This window comes from Streptomyces sp. NPDC088923 (assembly GCF_044749745.1).
Taxonomy (GTDB): domain Bacteria; phylum Actinomycetota; class Actinomycetes; order Streptomycetales; family Streptomycetaceae; genus Streptomyces.
Window position 1 is genome coordinate 24,206 of sequence record NZ_JBIVIO010000001.1, and the last position, 15,658, is coordinate 39,863.

Here is a 15,658-nt window from a genome sequence, read left to right on the forward strand (position 1 = left end):
CAGGGACACATGAGGCGGATCGGGGGCGGGGAGGACGACCGCGATCCGGCGTACGGCCGGAGGGGGCGGTCGGGGCCCGTACCGGTTTCAGGCGGACGGGGCCTTACCGGTTTCCCGGCGTGCGCGACGCCCGTGCCGGTTCCCCGGCCTGCGCTGCCCGTGCCGGTTTCCCGGCCTGCTGCGCTGCCCGTGCCGGTTTCCCGGCGTGGGGCGTGCGCGGCCGGCCCGTTCCCGGCGTGGGGCGGGAAGGCTCCGTACTGTCGCGGGCGAAGGCCTCAGCCCCAGGTGTCCCTGTCCCCGCGGCTGCCGGGCGCCCGCAGGGGCCCGTAGCGGCGGGAGGGGCTGGAGGGGCCCTCGATGCGCAGCAGGCGCACGGTGTCGTGGCCGAGGGCCTCGTTGAGACGGGCGACGAGTTGAGGGGCGAGAAGGCGCAGCTGGGTGGCCCAGCTGTTGGACTGGCAGCGGACGCGGAGGATCCGCTCCTCCTCGTCGTAGTGCAGCGGCTCGCTGTTGCGCGCGACGTCCTCGCCGACGATCTGCGGCCAGCGGTTCATGACCCCGCCGACGGCCGCGCGGGTCTCCCAGCCGCGATCGGACATGAGCCGGTGGATGGCGGCGCCGAAGGAGAGCGGTTCGCGTCCCTCGCCGCGGGCCCCTCGCCGGTTGCCCCGCCGCTCGGGGCCGCGCGCGTGGACGCCGAGGCCCTGCTCGCGGGCCTGCTTCTGGGCGGCGCGCAGCGCCTCGCGGGCGAGGTCGGCGCCGGACCCCGCGGTCCTTGGCGCGGGCTTCGCGGCGGGCGGTACGGGCTGTTCGGGCACGGCGGCGGCGTCGAGAGCGGGCTGGTGCGCTCCCGAGGACTGCCCCGACGCCTGCCCGCGCGGACGCCCGCCCCTCGCCTGCTCCTCGCTCATACGCGCCGCACCGTCCCCTCGGAGACCGCGTACCTGGCGCCCTTGAGCGGGGCGGGCACGTCCTCGTCGACGGCCGCGGTGACGAGGACCTGCTCGCCGGGAGCGACGTGCTCGGCGAGGCGGTCGCGGCGGCGGGCGTCGAGTTCCGCGAAGACGTCGTCGAGGATCAGTACGGGCTCGCCGCTGCGCTGCCCCTCGGGCCCGGGCGCCGTCTGCGGGGCCCAGGGCTCGGCGCGGAGCAGGTCGTAGGAGGCGAGGCGGAGCGCGAGCGCGTACGACCAGGACTCGCCGTGGCTCGCGTAGCCCTTGGCGGGGAGGTCGCCGAGCTTGAGGAGGAGGTCGTCGCGGTGCGGTCCGACGAGGGTCACGCCGCGCTCGATCTCCTGTTTGCGCATCTCGCCGAGCGCGGCGAGCAGCTGCTCGAAGAACTCCTCGCGGCTGTGCGCGGTACCGGGCGCGGACGGCCGGTACTCCAGGAGGGCCGGTCCGCCGCCGGGGGCGAGTTGCTCGTAGGACTTGTCGACGAGGGGTTGCAGCGCGGCGATGAGGTCGGTGCGCTGGGCGAGGAGTTCGGCGCCCGCGCGGGCGAGGTGCTGGTCCCAGATGTCGAGCGTGGAGAGGTCGAGGGTGCGACCGCCGTGGCGGCGGGCGAGCGCGGCGGACTTCAGCAGGGTGTTGCGCTGCTTGAGGACGCGCTCGTAGTCGGAGCGGACTCCGGCCATCCGGGGGTGGCGGGCGGTGAGGAGTTCGTCGAGGAAGCGGCGCCGCTCGCCGGGGTCGCCCTTGACGAGGGCGAGGTCCTCGGGGGCGAAGAGCACGCTGCGTACGATGCCGAGCACGTCGCGCGGCCTGACCTGCGAGGAGCGGTTGATCCGGGCCCGGTTGGCGCGGCCCGGGTTGATCTCCAGCTCGACGAGCTGGCTGCGCTCGCCCTGCGTGACGGCGGCGCGCACGAAGGCACGCTCGGCGCCGGCGCGGACGAGGGGCGCGTCGGAGGCGACGCGGTGGCTGCCGAGGGTCGCGAGGTAGCCGACCGCTTCGACGAGATTGGTCTTGCCCTGCCCGTTGGGGCCCACGAAGGCGGTGACGCCCGGTTCGAGGCTCACCTCGGCACGCTCGTACGAGCGGAAATCGGCCAGCGACAGGTGCGTGACGTGCATGGGCTGAGCGGGCTCCTCGACTCCCGGCGCGGGACTCACCGGCGCGGGGCGGCGCGCGTCACGTCGACCGTGCCGCACACCGCCCCGCGTGGCGTCCTACTTGCTGTTCTTCTCGACCGCGTGGCCGCCGAACTGATTGCGCAGCGCGGCGATCATCTTCATCTGCGGCGAGTCGTCCTGGCGCGAGGAGAAGCGCGCGAAGAGCGAGGCCGTGATGGTGGGCAGCGGTACGGCGTGGTCGATCGCGGCCTCGACCGTCCAGCGGCCTTCGCCGGAGTCGGCCGCGAACCCGCGCAGCTGCTCCAGGTGCTCGTCCTCGTCGAGCGCGTTGACCGCGAGGTCGAGGAGCCAGGAGCGGATGACGGTCCCCTCCTGCCAGGAGCGGAAGATCTCCCGCACGTCGGTGACCGAGTCGGCCGCCTCCAGGAGCTCCCAGCCCTCGGCGTACGCCTGCATCATGGCGTACTCGATGCCGTTGTGGACCATCTTCGCGAAGTGGCCCGCGCCGACCTTGCCCGCGTGGACGGAGCCGAAGTCGCCCTCGGGCTTGAGGGCGTCGAAGACCGGCTGCACCTTGGCGACGTTCTCGTCGGTGCCGCCGTACATCAGCGCGTAGCCGTTCTTGAGGCCCCAGACGCCGCCGGAGACTCCGCAGTCGACGAAGCCGATGTCCTTGAGGCCCAGCTCGACGGCGTGCTTCTCGTCGTCCGTCCAGCGGGAGTTCCCGCCGTCGACGACGACGTCGCCCGGCTCCAGGAGCGCGGCGAGCTCGTCGACCGTGGACTGGGTCGCGGCACCGGCCGGAACCATGACCCACACGACGCGCGGACCCTTGAGGCTGCTCACCAGCTCTTCGAGGCTGCCGACGTCCGAGACGTCCGGATTCCGGTCGTAGCCGATGACGGTGTGGCCTGCGCGGCGGATGCGCTCGCGCATGTTGCCGCCCATCTTGCCGAGGCCGATGAGACCGAGCTCCATCACTGTTCCTTAGGTCGCGTGCTGGCTTTCGTACCGGTGTCCGAGCCTACTGCCGGGGGGCCGTGCACACCTGTGGGCTCAGCCGCTCAGCCGTACCGGCATGATCAGGTACTTGTAGGCGTCGTCGGCCTCGGCGTCGACGGCCGGGCGACCGCTCAGCAGGGCCGGCTTCGTCGAGGTCGTGAAGGAGAGCTGGGCGACCGGCGAGTCGATGGCGCTGAGCCCGTCGAGCAGGAAGGTCGGGTTGAAGGCGATGGAGATGTCATCGCCTTCGAGCTGCGCGTCGACGCGCTCCACAGCCTGTGCGTCGTCGCTGGAACCGGCCTCCAGGATCAGCACGCCCTGCTCGAAGCTGAGCCGCACCGGGGTGTTCCGCTCGGCGACGAGGGCGACGCGCTTGACGGCCTCGACGAAGGGCGCGGTCTCGATGACGGCGACCGAGTTGAACTCGGTGGGGAAGAGCGTGCGGTACTTCGGGAGGTCGCCCTCCAGGAGCCGCGTCGTGGTGCGGCGGCCCGCGCCCTCGAAGCCGATGAGGCCCTCGCCCGAGCCGGAGCCGGAGAGCGCGATCGTCACGTTGTCGCCGTTGGTGAGCGACTTGGCGGTGTCGAGGAGGGTCTTCGCCGGGACGAGCGCGACGGCGGAGATCTCGGCGTCCTCGGGCTTCCACAGGAACTCGCGGACCGCGAAGCGGTAGCGGTCGGTGGAGGCGAGGGTCACGGTGTCGCCCTCGATCTCGATGCGCACGCCGGTGAGGACGGGGAGGGTGTCGTCGCGGCCCGCGGCGATGGCGACCTGCTGAGCGGCGGAGGCGAAGACCTCACCGGGCACGGTGCCGGTCGCGGAGGGCATCTGCGGCAGCGCCGGGTACTCCTCGACGGGGAGCGTGTGGAGCGTGAAGCGGGACGATCCACAGGTGACCGTCGCCCGTACACCGTCTGTGGAAATCTCCACGGGGCGGTTGGGCAGGGCGCGGCAGATGTCGGCAAGGAGGCGCCCGGAGACGAGGACGGTGCCCTCCTCCTCCGTCTCGGCCTCGACGGAGACCCGCGCCGAGACCTCGTAGTCGAAGCCGGAGAGGCTCAGGGTGCCCTCCTCCGCCTTCAGCAGCAGGCCCGCGAGGACCGGAGCCGGCGGGCGAGCCGGGAGGCTGCGTGCCGCCCACGCCACTGCCTCCGCGAGTACGTCGCGTTCCACCCGGATCTTCACCTGAGCCCGCCTCCTGCGTGATTCCTGCTCGTCTGCCGCCGCTCGCCTGCTTCTCGCGGCAGCCGCTCTGTCTGGCGCCCGCTCCGCTCGGGGACCGGGACCGTGTCGCCCCCGGCTCGGGAAGCGAGGTGTCCCTCGGCCCTCGGCGGGGAAGGACGTCGGTGTCCAGTCTGACGTACCGCACTGACAGCTGGTGCCCTCGGTCGTCAAATCGGCCTCGGAGCTCTTCGGAGGCCTCGGAGCGAGTTGTGCACAGGCCCCGCTTCGAAACGAATTCCCAGCTCTCTCTAGTCGTTAGTAGTAGTAGGGCCTGTGGATACCGTGGATAACCCCGTTTTCGCAGCTCAGAGCAGGTTTTTTATCCCCAGGTCCTGGGGACGGCGCCTGGGGAGAACCCGGGGTAACTGTGGACAGCCGAAAGTTGTGCACAGGGCGTCCACAAGAGAGGCCGACTTGTCCCCAGCTGCGTCCCCAGATCCGCGACGGTTTCCCACAGGGGGTCTGTCAGCTTCGCTGTGACGCCTTTCACTCGCGGCGGTGAGGGGGCGTGTTCTGTTGCCGAACAGTGGACAGCCCTGTGGAGAAGCTGTGCACAACCACTCCCTGCCTGTGGGCAGCCGCCCGAACCCGGTGGACAAGCCTCCCGGACGGCCTGTGGACAAAAAGTTCTCCACAGCCTGTGGATAACGGTTTTCCACTAATCCCCAGCCACCTGACCAGCCAGGACCGTGTCCACACAGCCTCCCCTGTGGACAGGATCTGGACAACTCCGCTGTCCCCACCATGTGGAGGAAAAAAAGTCGCCGAATCTGTGGACAACACCCGTAACCGGGCGAGGAATCGAACAGGGAGGGGGTGGGGGGAGAGGTGCGGAGGGGCGATGCGGGGGAGGGGGGAGGTGGGGATGAGGGGGACGCGGGTGCGGGTGGGGGTGTTTTGGAGACGTGTTGGGGGTGTGGGGGGCGGTGGTTTCTGGGTGGTTGGGGAATTGGGGGAGGCGTGTGACGGGGGGTGGGGAGCGGGGGGCGCGGGGGGCGTGAGGGGGGATCAGGGGGTGGGGCGGGGTGGGTGCTGGTGGTGCGGCTCTGCGAGGGCGGGGCGGGGCGTTTCTGCCGGCCGAGGGAGCGGGGGTGGGGGTGCGGGGTTGGGTGGGGCTTCGACGGGCGGTCAGGCGACGGAGGGCTGGGGGAGGGCGAGTCGTGGTGGGCCGGGCGGGTGGCAGTGGGCGTTGAACCGGCGACAGGTGAGGGCGGGCGGGGCCGTCTGGACGAGGTGGGGCTAGCGGGCCCGTGCCGAGGGGGTAGCGGGTCCATGCCGAAGCTGGACCGCCCTATGCGGGCTGTTGCCGGGTCTGGGTGGCCTCCGGCTCGGCGGGCGCGTGCACTTGCAGAGGAGCAGTTGGTGGGGGGCTCGGGCTGCCGACTGCCGCTCAGGATGTGCGCGGGGCGCGGCCGCCCGAGGGTGTCGTACGGGCGTCGCTGCGTGCTGCGGTCGTTGGCTCAGGGCGGGGAGGCACGTGGGGCGGGTGCGCGCGGAGGCGGCAGGAGCGGGGGCGTGTCAGGTGAGGTGCGCTCACTGCGTCACGCAACCCGCATGGTGAGCCGCTGGGGGGCTTGGTCGCGCGGGCCTGGTCGGCGGTACGCATCCGTGCGCGGGGCGGAGGGGACTCGTACAGCCGCGCCCTTCTGCCGCCCGCTGCGCGGCAGGGCAGCCCGGTGCAATCACGTCCACTGCCGCAATCACGTCAACTACTGCAAGCGGGGCGCCTGCTGCGCGTGCGGCACTGGCTGCAAGCGGGGCACCGGGTGCACGTACGGCACTGGCTGCACACGTACGGCACCCCGCTGGAAGCAGGGGCCACCCCACTGCAAGCAGCCAGCCACTGCGCAGCGGACAGCCCCCACCCGCCCTGGGGGGCTCCCCTGCATCCATTATTTCGCGGATCGCAAGCCGCCCCCGACCACGCCCCCCAATCTGTGGATAACCAAGCCCCAATAAAAAATCCCGTCACTCTTCCTGGTGACGAGATTTCAGCGAACCGAGCGAGACCACAGATCATCCGACCGGAACCCAGCCGAGTCGCACCACGCGTCGGCCCCCCAGCTACGCGAGCCAACGGCCCACGCCATCGAACAAGTCGCGCACCACCGACAACTCCGCGCCCCCAGCTCGCGAACCACCCACCGACCCGCCCTGGGCCCCCAGGACCTGCCCCGCCCGACCCCAAGGCCCGCCCCCCCGCTGCTCCCCCAACGGCCCCCCACCGGCTCCCCGACTACCCGTTCTTGATCCGGTTCGTCAGCTCCGTGACCTGGTTGTAGATCGAGCGTCGCTCCGCCATGAGCGCCCGGATCTTCCGGTCGGCGTGCATGACGGTCGTGTGGTCGCGACCGCCGAACTGCGCGCCGATCTTCGGCAGCGAGAGATCGGTCAGTTCGCGGCACAGGTACATCGCGATCTGCCGCGCCGTGACCAGGACCCGGCTGCGCGAGGAGCCGCACAGGTCCTCGACGGTCTGGCCGAAGTAGTCGGCGGTCGCCGACATGATCGCGGAGGCCGTGATCTCCGGCGAGGCGTCCTCGCCGCCGGGGATGAGGTCCTTGAGCACGATCTCGGTGAGGCCGAGGTCGACGGGTTGCCTGTTCAGCGAGGCGAAGGCGGTCACCCGGATGAGCGCGCCCTCCAGCTCACGGATGTTCCGCGAGATGCGCGAAGCGATGAACTCCAGGACCTCGGGCGGGGCGTTGAGCTGCTCCTGCACCGCCTTCTTGCGCAGGATCGCGATGCGGGTCTCCAGCTCCGGCGGCTGGACATCCGTGGTCAGTCCCCACTCGAAACGGTTCCTGAGCCGGTCCTCAAGCGTCACCAACTGGCGCGGCGGACGATCGGAGGAGAGCACGATCTGCTTGTTCGCGTTGTGCAGCGTGTTGAAGGTGTGGAAGAACTCCTCCTGCGTCGACTCCTTGTCCGCGAGGAACTGGATGTCGTCGACGAGGAGGATGTCCATCTCGCGGTACCGCTTGCGGAAACTGTCGCCCTTGCCGTCCCGGATGGAGTTGATGAACTCGTTCGTGAATTCCTCGGAACTCACGTACCGCACCCGCGTCCCGGGATACAGGCTGCGCGCGTAATGACCGATCGCGTGCAGGAGGTGCGTCTTGCCGAGGCCGGACTCGCCGTAGATGAAAAGCGGGTTGTACGCCTTCGCGGGCGCCTCGGCCACCGCGACCGCCGCCGCGTGCGCAAAGCGGTTCGACGCGCCGATCACGAACGTGTCGAAGAGGTACTTCGGGTTCAGCCGCGCGGTCGGCTCGCCAGGGCCCGCCGCGGGCGCGGGCTGCGCGGCCAGGGGCCCCGGCGCCCCGCTCGGCGCCAGCGAAGGTCCGCCCTGCGAGGGCAGCGGTACCCCGGCGGGACCACGCTGCCGCCCGGGCCCCGGCCGCGCGGGCTCCTCGCCGCGCTCCCGCTGCTCACCGGCGCCGTGCTCCTCGTACCCGCGTGTCTCCTCGCGCGGACGCTGCTCCTCGTAGCCGCGCCCGTACCCACCGCGCCCGCCCGGCTTCTCGTACACCCCTCGCTGCTGCTCGTACGGGGAGGCGGGCCGCTCCTGCTCGTACCGCTCCGCGGATTCGTACCGCTCGCCCGGCTCGTAGCGTTCGCCGGACTCGTACCGGTCGCCCGCGTCGAAGCGCTCGGGACGATCACCGCGCTCGGCGCGTTCCGGCTGTTCGTACCGTTCGTCGCGGCTCTCGCGCCCGTCCTGCTTCTCGTACGGGGAGCGCTCGGCCGGCGCCTGCCGGTAGTCGCCGCGGCCGCCCTGGCCGTACGTGTCGGACTCCGGGTAGCCGAGGCGCTGCTGCTGCCAGCCGTAGTCCTCGTGCACGCGCGGCCAGGAGCCGGGCGCCTGGTACTCGTGGTAGACGGGGCGAACGGTGGGGCCGCGCTCGATCGGCGGCTCGTAGAGCGTCTGGGGCTGGATCTCCTCGTACCGGCCCTGCTCCTCGTACCGCGGCTGGGCCGGCTCCTCGAAACGGGGGCGCGGCACCTGGACCGGCTCCTCGTAGCGAGGCGCCGCGGGAGCGTCCCCCATCGACTCGTCGACCGTGATCGCGATGCGGATGGGACGCCCGCACTCGCGGCTGAGCGTCTCGCTCACGACCGGAGCGAGACGGCCCTCCAGGACCGTCTTGGCGAACTCGTTCGGCACCGCGAGCAGCGCCGTGTCGGCGACGAGCGCGAGGGGCTGGCAGCGCCGTACCCAGTGCTCGTCCTTGCCCTCGACCCCCGGAGCCCTGCTGTCGGGGCCGTCGCCGAGCAACTGGTCCACCACGCGCGGCCACACTGCGGCAAGATCGGCGGGTACATCAGCCACAGGGCACGCTCTCTCACACGGTTCCGGCGCACTCCGTGGAGTGGTTCCGGGGCGGGTTCACACAGGTCGGATCGGGGTGGATCAGTGGCTGGGGCTCCGCCGCGGCATCCGGAAAGGCTTCCGGGCGGCGGCGTGGCACAAGGCACGAGGGTTCCAGTCCAGCCACGGTAGTCATCGGGGCCTGTACGGTTCAAGTTGTTGTCCACAGCCTGTGCACAGTGTCGCGCACCCGGGCGGGTTTGACCGGAAGAGCCCCGCCCGCGTACCGTGCACAGGTCGAGTTGTCGATGGCTGCTGCCGCCTGCCTCCGATGGGCATGGATCGCAACCGAACTTCACGATTCCGATGAGTCGCGGTCCGGGTGATCAATACAAAGCGGTGCACTCGGTGCGTTGAACGAGCTACTCGTGGGCGCACGGTGACAGCCAGGGCGACGCCCGCCACCTATCGATCTTTACTGGAGCCCCCGAGTGAGCAAGCGCACCTTCCAGCCGAACAACCGTCGTCGCGCCAAGACCCACGGCTTCCGGCTGCGGATGCGTACCCGTGCCGGCCGCGCGATTCTCGCGTCCCGCCGCAACAAGGGTCGCGCCCGTCTGTCCGCCTGATTCTGTACAGGTCATGACGCCGTGCTGCCTTCTGACAACAGGCTGAGGCGGCGCGAGGACTTCTCGACCGCAGTACGCCGAGGACGCCGAGCGGGTCGCCCGCTGCTGGTAGTCCATCTCAAAAGCGGTTCCACGGACCCGCACGCCACCGGGGAGAGCACTCCCCCGGTGCGTGCGGGTTTCGTCGTGAGCAAGGCGGTCGGCAAGGCCGTCGTGCGCACCTCGGTGAAGCGGAAGCTTCGTCACCTCATACGGGACCGCCTTTCGCTCCTCCCCCCCGGTAGCCTGGTGGTCGTACGCGCGTTGCCCGGGGCGGGCGACGCGGATCACGCCCAACTGGCCCGAGACCTCGACGCCGCCCTGAAGCGGCTGCTGGGAGGGGGCACCCGATGAAGTACCCACTGCTCGCGCTGATCAAGCTCTACCAGTGGACCATCAGCCCCTTGCTGGGGCCGGTGTGCAAGTACTATCCGTCGTGCTCCCACTACGGCTTCACGGCCATCGACCGCCACGGTGCGATCAAGGGGACGGCATTGGCCGCCTGGCGCATCCTGCGCTGCAATCCCTGGTCGCACGGCGGGGTCGATTACGTACCACCGCGCAAGCGCCCCCGATGGCACGAGGCGCTGCGTGCTGCCTGGCGGTCGCGGTCCCAGGGACCCGCCGCCACGCCTGTGTCTCCCGAGGGCGGTACGCCCCCCGAGGGTGGTGCCCCGGCCGGGGTCAGTGCCCCGGACTCATCCAGCCCGGTCGCCGAGACCCCGTCCCCCGCTCAAGGAGCCTGATTAGTGGACACGATTGCCAGTTGGTTCAGTTTCATCACGACACCCGTCTCCTGGGTGATCGTGCAGTTCCACACGCTGTACGGATGGATCTTCGGCCCTGACACCGGCTGGGCCTGGGGCCTGTCCATCGTGTCCCTCGTGATCATCATCCGGATCTGCCTGATCCCGCTCTTCGTGAAGCAGATCAAGGCGACCCGCGCGATGCAGACGCTGCAACCCGAGATGAAGCGCATCCAGGAGCGCTACAAGAGCGACAAGCAGCGCCAGAGCGAAGAGATGATGAAGCTGTACAAGGAGTCGGGTACCAACCCGCTCTCCTCGTGCCTTCCGATCCTCGTGCAGTCCCCGTTCTTCTTCGCGCTCTACCACGTGCTCGACGGCATCGCGTCGAACAAGAAGATCGGCGTCATCAACGACAAGCTCCTCGACTCCGCACAGCAGGCGCACATCTTCGGTGCCCCGCTGGCCGCGAAGTTCACGAGCGGCGCCGACTCCCTCGGTGCCGACCTCACCACGGTGCGCATCGTCACCGCGTTCATGATCGTCCTGATGTCGGCCTCGCAGTTCTTCACGCAGCGCCAGCTGATGACGAAGAACGTCGACACCTCCGTGAAGACCCCGTTCATGCAGCAGCAGAAGATGCTCATGTACGTCTTCCCGGTCATGTTCGCCGTCTTCGGCATCAACTTCCCCGTCGGCGTTCTCCTCTACTGGCTGACCACCAACGTGTGGACCATGGGCCAGCAGATGTACGTCATCCGCCAGAACCCGACCCCCGGCTCCAAGGCCCAGGCCGCTTACCTGGAGCGCCAGCTCAAGCACCTCACCCACACCGGCCAGGTCCGCACCAAGCGGGACCGCACCGCGATCAAGGCGATCGTCTCGAAGGGCCGGGAGCGCAACGAGGCCGAGCGGAAGTTCATCAACGGACTGAGCAAGGCGGGCTTCGCGGCCCAGCCCGACGGCAACATCGCGAAGGGCGAGAGCGCGGTCGCGACCCTTGAGGGCGACGAGACCACCGGTGGCACCGGGCCCCGGCGCCAGCAGCCGAAGAGGCAGTCGAAGTCCCAGCGGCAGTCCGGCACCGCCGCTGCCGGCGGCTCGGCACCCGATACGGGCGCGGACTCCTCCGGCACGGACAAGGGCGCCGCGGCGGGCGGCTCCGGCGCGACCGGAGCCAAGCAGGGTGGCAACCGGCCCGCGCAGAAGAAGAGCCCGGGCAAGAACACGGGTGGCGGCTCCACCGCCGCGAAGCCCGCGGGGGGCGGCAAATCCGGTGCGTCCGGGTCCGGCTCCCAGGCCAAGCAGGGTCAGCGCAAGGGCGGTCCACAGCGCCCCAAGCACCCGTCCTCCAAGAAGTAAGAAGGAGTCCAGCTCGTGACGGAAGGCACTACCTCCGCCGCTCCCGAGGAGGCCACCGACGGTGGCGACTCGCTCAGCCGTCTGGAGCAGGAAGGCGAGATCGCCGCGGACTACCTCGAAGGTCTGCTCGACATCGCCGACCTCGACGGTGACATCGACATGGACGTCGAGGCCGATCGCGCCGCGGTCTCGATCGTCAGCGACAGCGGCCGGGACCTGCAGAAGCTCGTCGGCCGCGACGGCGAGGTCCTGGAGGCTCTCCAGGAGCTGACCCGGCTCGCCGTGCACCGGGAAACCGGTGACCGCAGTCGGCTGATGCTGGACATCGCGGGCTACCGCGCGAAGAAGCGCCAGGAGCTGAGCGAGCTGGGCGCCGAAGCCGCCGCCGACGCCAAGAGCAGCGGTGAGCCGGTCCGACTGCGTCCCATGTCGCCCTTCGAGCGCAAGGTCGTGCACGACGCGGTCAAGGCGGCGGGGCTGCGCAGCGAGTCCGAGGGCGAGGAACCGGAGCGGTTCGTCGTCGTCCTGCCCGCCTGAGTCCGCAGGTACGGACACGACGGGTATCTCCGTACCGGTCGCGTCCGTACGACCGGAGCCCCGCTCCCAGGGCGCCCCGGCCCCGCAGCACCCGTGTCCGGCCCCGTCTGACCACAGGCGGGGCCGGATTGCGTCAGGTGTCCCCGGCGCCCTGTCCCTCTTTTTCCTTTCCACTTTTCACGAAGCTGTTCCAGGAACGAGCCCCGGCCACCGCGGCCGGGCGCGAGAACGCGGTACGGAAGGACGGTCCCCGTGACGGAGGCAGCACAGCTCCCCCCGGCCCCGGAGGTAGCCAGGCAGGTCTTCGGCGAGAGCTTCGCCGACGCGGTCCGGTACGCGGAACTCCTCGCCGACGCGGGGGTACGCCGGGGGCTCATCGGCCCGCGCGAGGTGCCGAGGCTCTGGGAGCGGCACCTCCTCAACTGCGCGGTGCTCTCCGAGGTCGTCCCCGAAGGGGTCACCGTCTGCGATGTGGGTTCGGGCGCCGGGCTTCCGGGCATCCCGCTCGCTCTGGTCCGCAGAGACCTCAAGATCACCCTTCTTGAGCCGCTCCTCCGGCGCACGAACTTCCTCACCGAGGTGGTGGAACTGCTGGGCCTCGACCACGTGACGGTCGTCCGGGGACGGGCCGAGGAGGTGCTCGGCACGCTCCAGCCCGTTCACGTCGTGACCGCCCGCGCCGTGGCTCCGCTCGACCGCCTCGCCGGCTGGGGCGTCCCGCTCCTGAGGCCGTACGGCGAGATGCTCGCGCTCAAGGGCGATACCGCGGAGGAGGAGGTGCGTAACGCGGGTGCCGCGCTCAGCAAGCTCGGCGCTGTACGCACCTCTGTCCTGCACGTCGGCGAGGGCTTGGTGGACCCGCTCTCGACCGTCGTGCGTGTCGAGGTGGGCGAGAGCCCCGGCGGGGTGCGCTTCGCGGCGAAGCGAGCGAAGGCGGCGCGGACGGGGAGGACGAGCCGGAGGCGACGCTGAGGGGCCCCGGCTGAGAAGGGCTTACCGCGCGAGGCGCTTGTTGGCTGAGAAGGGGCGGGGGCGATGTTTCACGTGAAACATCGCCCCCGCCCCTTCTCAGCGGTTAACGGGGCGGACGTGCCAGGTGGTTCGGACAACCGGACCGGCAGAAGCCTCTCCGCTCGTCCGTTGCGGCCCTCCGTTTGGGCCGACCGGTGGTGAGTACGCCCGGCGGGGTGTAGGGGGGCCGGGGCACGCGTGGGTGACGGAGTGTCTGCCTGGCACCGAGCGAGGGGCTCGGCATCGTGTTTCACGTGAAACAGCGCTCGTTGCTTCAGGGCATCATCAGCCGGGGCCGCTCGGCGGCCGAACCGCGCGAACGCAGGCCCCTGGGGAAAACTTCGGGGAAGTCCGCACAGCGCTCACTCGGAAGAGTGGCGGGATTTTCGGAAAGGGCGAGTCTATCCACAGAAGACAGGACCTCACTGGTTGCAGGGGCTCCCGGCATGGGAGGCTCTGTTCAACGCGAGCCTGAAGTCGAGGAGGGTGAATCCTTGCGGTCCGATGCCCCTATCGCAGGACCGATGACCGAACCGGTCCCCGGTCCCCGTACCGAAGCAGAGGGCGATGTTTCACGTGAAACATTGCCGTCCGCTCAGAACATCCCGGCCGTCCCCGGTGGTCAACGCGCTGCCGCGGAAGCCCTCGGACGTAGCGCCGAGGGAATGCCGCGTCCGGAACAGACCCGGATCATGATCGTGGCGAACCAGAAGGGCGGGGTGGGGAAAACCACCACCACCGTCAATCTCGCCGCATCCCTCGCCCTGCTCGGCTCGCGTGTTCTTGTGATCGACCTCGATCCACAGGGGAACGCCTCAACCGCCCTGGGGATCGACCACCACGCCGAAGTCCCTTCCATCTACGACGTGCTGGTGGAGAGCAAGCCGCTCTCCGATGTGGTGCAGCCGGTACGGGATGTCGAAGGTCTCTTCTGTGCCCCCGCCACCATCGATCTCGCCGGCGCCGAGATCGAACTCGTCTCGCTGGTGGCTCGGGAGAGCCGTCTCCAGCGGGCGATCCAGTCGTACGAGCAGCCGTTGGACTACGTGCTCATCGACTGCCCACCCAGCCTCGGCCTGCTCACCGTGAACGCACTGGTGGCCGGAGCCGAGGTACTCATCCCGATTCAGTGCGAGTACTACGCCCTGGAGGGCCTTGGGCAGTTGCTGCGCAACGTCGAACTGGTGCGGGGACATCTCAATCCCACGCTCCACGTCTCGACGATCCTGCTGACGATGTACGACGGCAGGACGCGCCTCGCCTCACAGGTGGCCGATGAAGTACGCAGCCACTTCGGAGCGGAGGTGCTGCGGACGAGCATTCCTCGCTCGGTCCGTATCTCCGAAGCTCCCAGCTACGGCCAGACCGTACTGACTTATGACCCGGGCTCCAGCGGCGCCCTCTCCTACTTCGAAGCGGCTCGCGAGATCGCGCTTCGGGGAGCGGGTGTCTTCGAAGTCCCGGAGTCCGCCCCTGGCACGGGCGCAGAGACCGAACAACACAGCATGGTGGAGGGGACACAGTGACAACACAACGCAGGGGGCTCGGGCGTGGGCTCCAAGCCCTCATCCCGACGGCCGCGTCGGCCGAGAAGGCGGCCGCCGCTACGGCGACACGGCCGGACGGGCCCCGCGTGCCGGCGGCCGGCGGACCTGTACTGGGTGAACGGGGCGTGGCAGCGGCCAAGCTGACGGCGCCCGTCGAGAGCGATGTTTCACGTGAAACATCGGAGAGCGGGCAGCGCGGCGGACTGCCTCCGGCGCCGGAGGGCGCCTTCTTCGCGGAGCTGCCGCTCGATCAGATCATCCCGAACCGCGATCAGCCGCGAGGGATCTTCGATGAGGTCGCCCTGCGCGAACTCATCGACTCGATCAAGGAAGTGGGGCTGCTTCAGCCCGTCGTCGTGCGCCAGCTCGACGAGGAGCAGTTCGAGCTCATCATGGGTGAGCGCCGTATGCGGGCCAGTAAGGAGGCCGGCCTCACGACGATCCCCGCGATCGTCCGGGCCACGGAGGACGATCGGCTGCTCCTGGACGCGCTGCTGGAGAACCTGCACCGCTCCCAGCTCACGCCGCTCGAAGAGGCGCACGCCTACGAGCAGTTGCTCAAGGACTTCAACTGCACCCATGAGGAACTGGCGAAGCGGGTGGGCCGTTCGCGCCCGCAGGTGACGAATACGCTGCGTCTGCTCAAGCTCTCGCCGTCCGTGCAGAAGAAGGTGGACGCCGGGGTGCTCTCCGCCGGCCACGCGCGAGAGCTGCTGTCGGTGGAGGATTCCGCCGAGCAGGACAAGCTTGCCGAGCGCATCATCAGGGAGGGGCTCTCCGTCCGCTCCGTGGAGGAGATCACCCACCTCATGCGCTCGCATCCCGGCCCGGCGAAGAGTGCGCCGAAGCCGCGTGCGGGCTCGGTGACCTCGCCGGCGCTCAGTGAGCTGGCCGGTCGGCTCTCGGACCGTTTCGAGACGCGCGTGAAGGTGGATCTGGGGCAGAAGAAGGGGAAGATCGTCGTTGAGTTCGCCTCAGTGGACGACCTCCAGCGCATTCTCTCCCAGCTTGCCCCGGACGAGGGTTCGCTCTTCTCCACGCAGCCCCGGGCAAAGGACGAGAAGGACGAGAAGGACGAGGGCGAAAGCTGATCCATTCCGCTCGGGGGCCGATGTTTCACGTGAAACATCGGCCCCCGATGTGTGTGGTGAGTGAGAGGGGCTCTTTGCCCGCACGCG

At 69.9% G+C, this 15,658-nt stretch carries 13 protein-coding genes; 8 read left to right on the forward strand and 5 right to left on the reverse strand.

Annotation, left to right across the window (positions count from 1 at the left end):
* Positions 1–275: 275 nt before the first annotated feature.
* The 5 genes from ACIP4O_RS00110 to dnaA form a co-directional block, all read right to left on the reverse strand.
* The gene (locus ACIP4O_RS00110; protein WP_401573736.1) at positions 276–818 is read right to left on the reverse strand and encodes a DUF721 domain-containing protein; all 543 of its coding nucleotides are present in this window, start codon (positions 816–818) and stop codon (positions 276–278) included.
* Between the two features lie 89 nt (positions 819–907).
* Complete coding sequence (gene recF, locus ACIP4O_RS00115; RefSeq protein WP_401569571.1) at positions 908–2,071, reverse strand: DNA replication/repair protein RecF; 1,164 nt, start codon at positions 2,069–2,071, stop codon at positions 908–910.
* 96 nt (positions 2,072–2,167) lie between these two features.
* Positions 2,168–3,049 carry a phosphogluconate dehydrogenase (NAD(+)-dependent, decarboxylating) gene (gene gnd, locus ACIP4O_RS00120; RefSeq protein ID WP_401569574.1) on the reverse strand — a complete coding sequence of 294 codons (882 nt, stop codon included), beginning with the start codon at positions 3,047–3,049 and terminating at the stop codon, positions 2,168–2,170.
* Between the two features lie 78 nt (positions 3,050–3,127).
* The gene (dnaN, locus tag ACIP4O_RS00125; protein ID WP_010268730.1) at positions 3,128–4,258 is read right to left on the reverse strand and encodes a DNA polymerase III subunit beta; all 1,131 of its coding nucleotides are present in this window, start codon (positions 4,256–4,258) and stop codon (positions 3,128–3,130) included.
* 2,275 nt (positions 4,259–6,533) lie between these two features.
* Complete coding sequence (gene dnaA / locus ACIP4O_RS00130) at positions 6,534–8,630, reverse strand: chromosomal replication initiator protein DnaA (RefSeq protein ID WP_401569576.1); 2,097 nt, start codon at positions 8,628–8,630, stop codon at positions 6,534–6,536.
* Between the two features lie 470 nt (positions 8,631–9,100).
* On the opposite strand from dnaA, the gene rpmH reads away from it, so the two are divergent.
* The 8 genes from rpmH (at position 9,101) to ACIP4O_RS00170 (ending at position 15,571) form a co-directional block, all read left to right on the forward strand.
* On the forward strand, positions 9,101–9,238 hold the full coding sequence (gene rpmH / locus ACIP4O_RS00135) for a 50S ribosomal protein L34 (RefSeq protein ID WP_009067336.1): 138 nt from the start codon (positions 9,101–9,103) through the stop codon (positions 9,236–9,238).
* A gap of 21 nt (positions 9,239–9,259) precedes the next feature.
* On the forward strand, positions 9,260–9,631 hold the full coding sequence (gene rnpA / locus ACIP4O_RS00140; RefSeq protein ID WP_361332737.1) for a ribonuclease P protein component: 372 nt from the start codon (positions 9,260–9,262) through the stop codon (positions 9,629–9,631).
* Positions 9,628–10,023 carry a membrane protein insertion efficiency factor YidD gene (yidD, locus tag ACIP4O_RS00145; protein WP_401569579.1) on the forward strand — a complete coding sequence of 132 codons (396 nt, stop codon included), beginning with the start codon at positions 9,628–9,630 and terminating at the stop codon, positions 10,021–10,023. The genes rnpA and yidD overlap by 4 nt, the downstream gene beginning before the upstream one ends.
* A gap of 3 nt (positions 10,024–10,026) precedes the next feature.
* Positions 10,027–11,385: a membrane protein insertase YidC gene (yidC, locus tag ACIP4O_RS00150; RefSeq protein ID WP_401569582.1), complete on the forward strand. Its 1,359-nt coding sequence runs from the start codon at positions 10,027–10,029 to the stop codon at positions 11,383–11,385.
* A gap of 15 nt (positions 11,386–11,400) precedes the next feature.
* Complete coding sequence (locus tag ACIP4O_RS00155) at positions 11,401–11,922, forward strand: R3H domain-containing nucleic acid-binding protein (protein WP_361332745.1); 522 nt, start codon at positions 11,401–11,403, stop codon at positions 11,920–11,922.
* 252 nt (positions 11,923–12,174) lie between these two features.
* On the forward strand, positions 12,175–12,894 hold the full coding sequence (gene rsmG, locus ACIP4O_RS00160) for a 16S rRNA (guanine(527)-N(7))-methyltransferase RsmG (RefSeq protein WP_401569585.1): 720 nt from the start codon (positions 12,175–12,177) through the stop codon (positions 12,892–12,894).
* Between the two features lie 485 nt (positions 12,895–13,379).
* On the forward strand, positions 13,380–14,459 hold the full coding sequence (locus tag ACIP4O_RS00165; RefSeq protein WP_164291870.1) for a ParA family protein: 1,080 nt from the start codon (positions 13,380–13,382) through the stop codon (positions 14,457–14,459).
* The gene (locus ACIP4O_RS00170; RefSeq protein WP_401569589.1) at positions 14,456–15,571 is read left to right on the forward strand and encodes a ParB/RepB/Spo0J family partition protein; all 1,116 of its coding nucleotides are present in this window, start codon (positions 14,456–14,458) and stop codon (positions 15,569–15,571) included. Before ACIP4O_RS00165 ends, ACIP4O_RS00170 begins: the two co-directional genes overlap by 4 nt.
* Positions 15,572–15,658 lie beyond the last annotated feature (87 nt).

Coding starts and splice junctions, on each gene's coding strand:
- recF (WP_401569571.1), bottom strand. CDS start 2,071: ATGCACGTCACGCACCTGTCGCTGGCCGATTTCCGCTCGTACGAGCGT.
- gnd (WP_401569574.1), bottom strand. CDS start 3,049: ATGGAGCTCGGTCTCATCGGCCTCGGCAAGATGGGCGGCAACATGCGC.
- yidD (WP_401569579.1), top strand. CDS start 9,628: ATGAAGTACCCACTGCTCGCGCTGATCAAGCTCTACCAGTGGACCATC.
- ACIP4O_RS00165 (WP_164291870.1), top strand. CDS start 13,380: ATGGGAGGCTCTGTTCAACGCGAGCCTGAAGTCGAGGAGGGTGAATCC.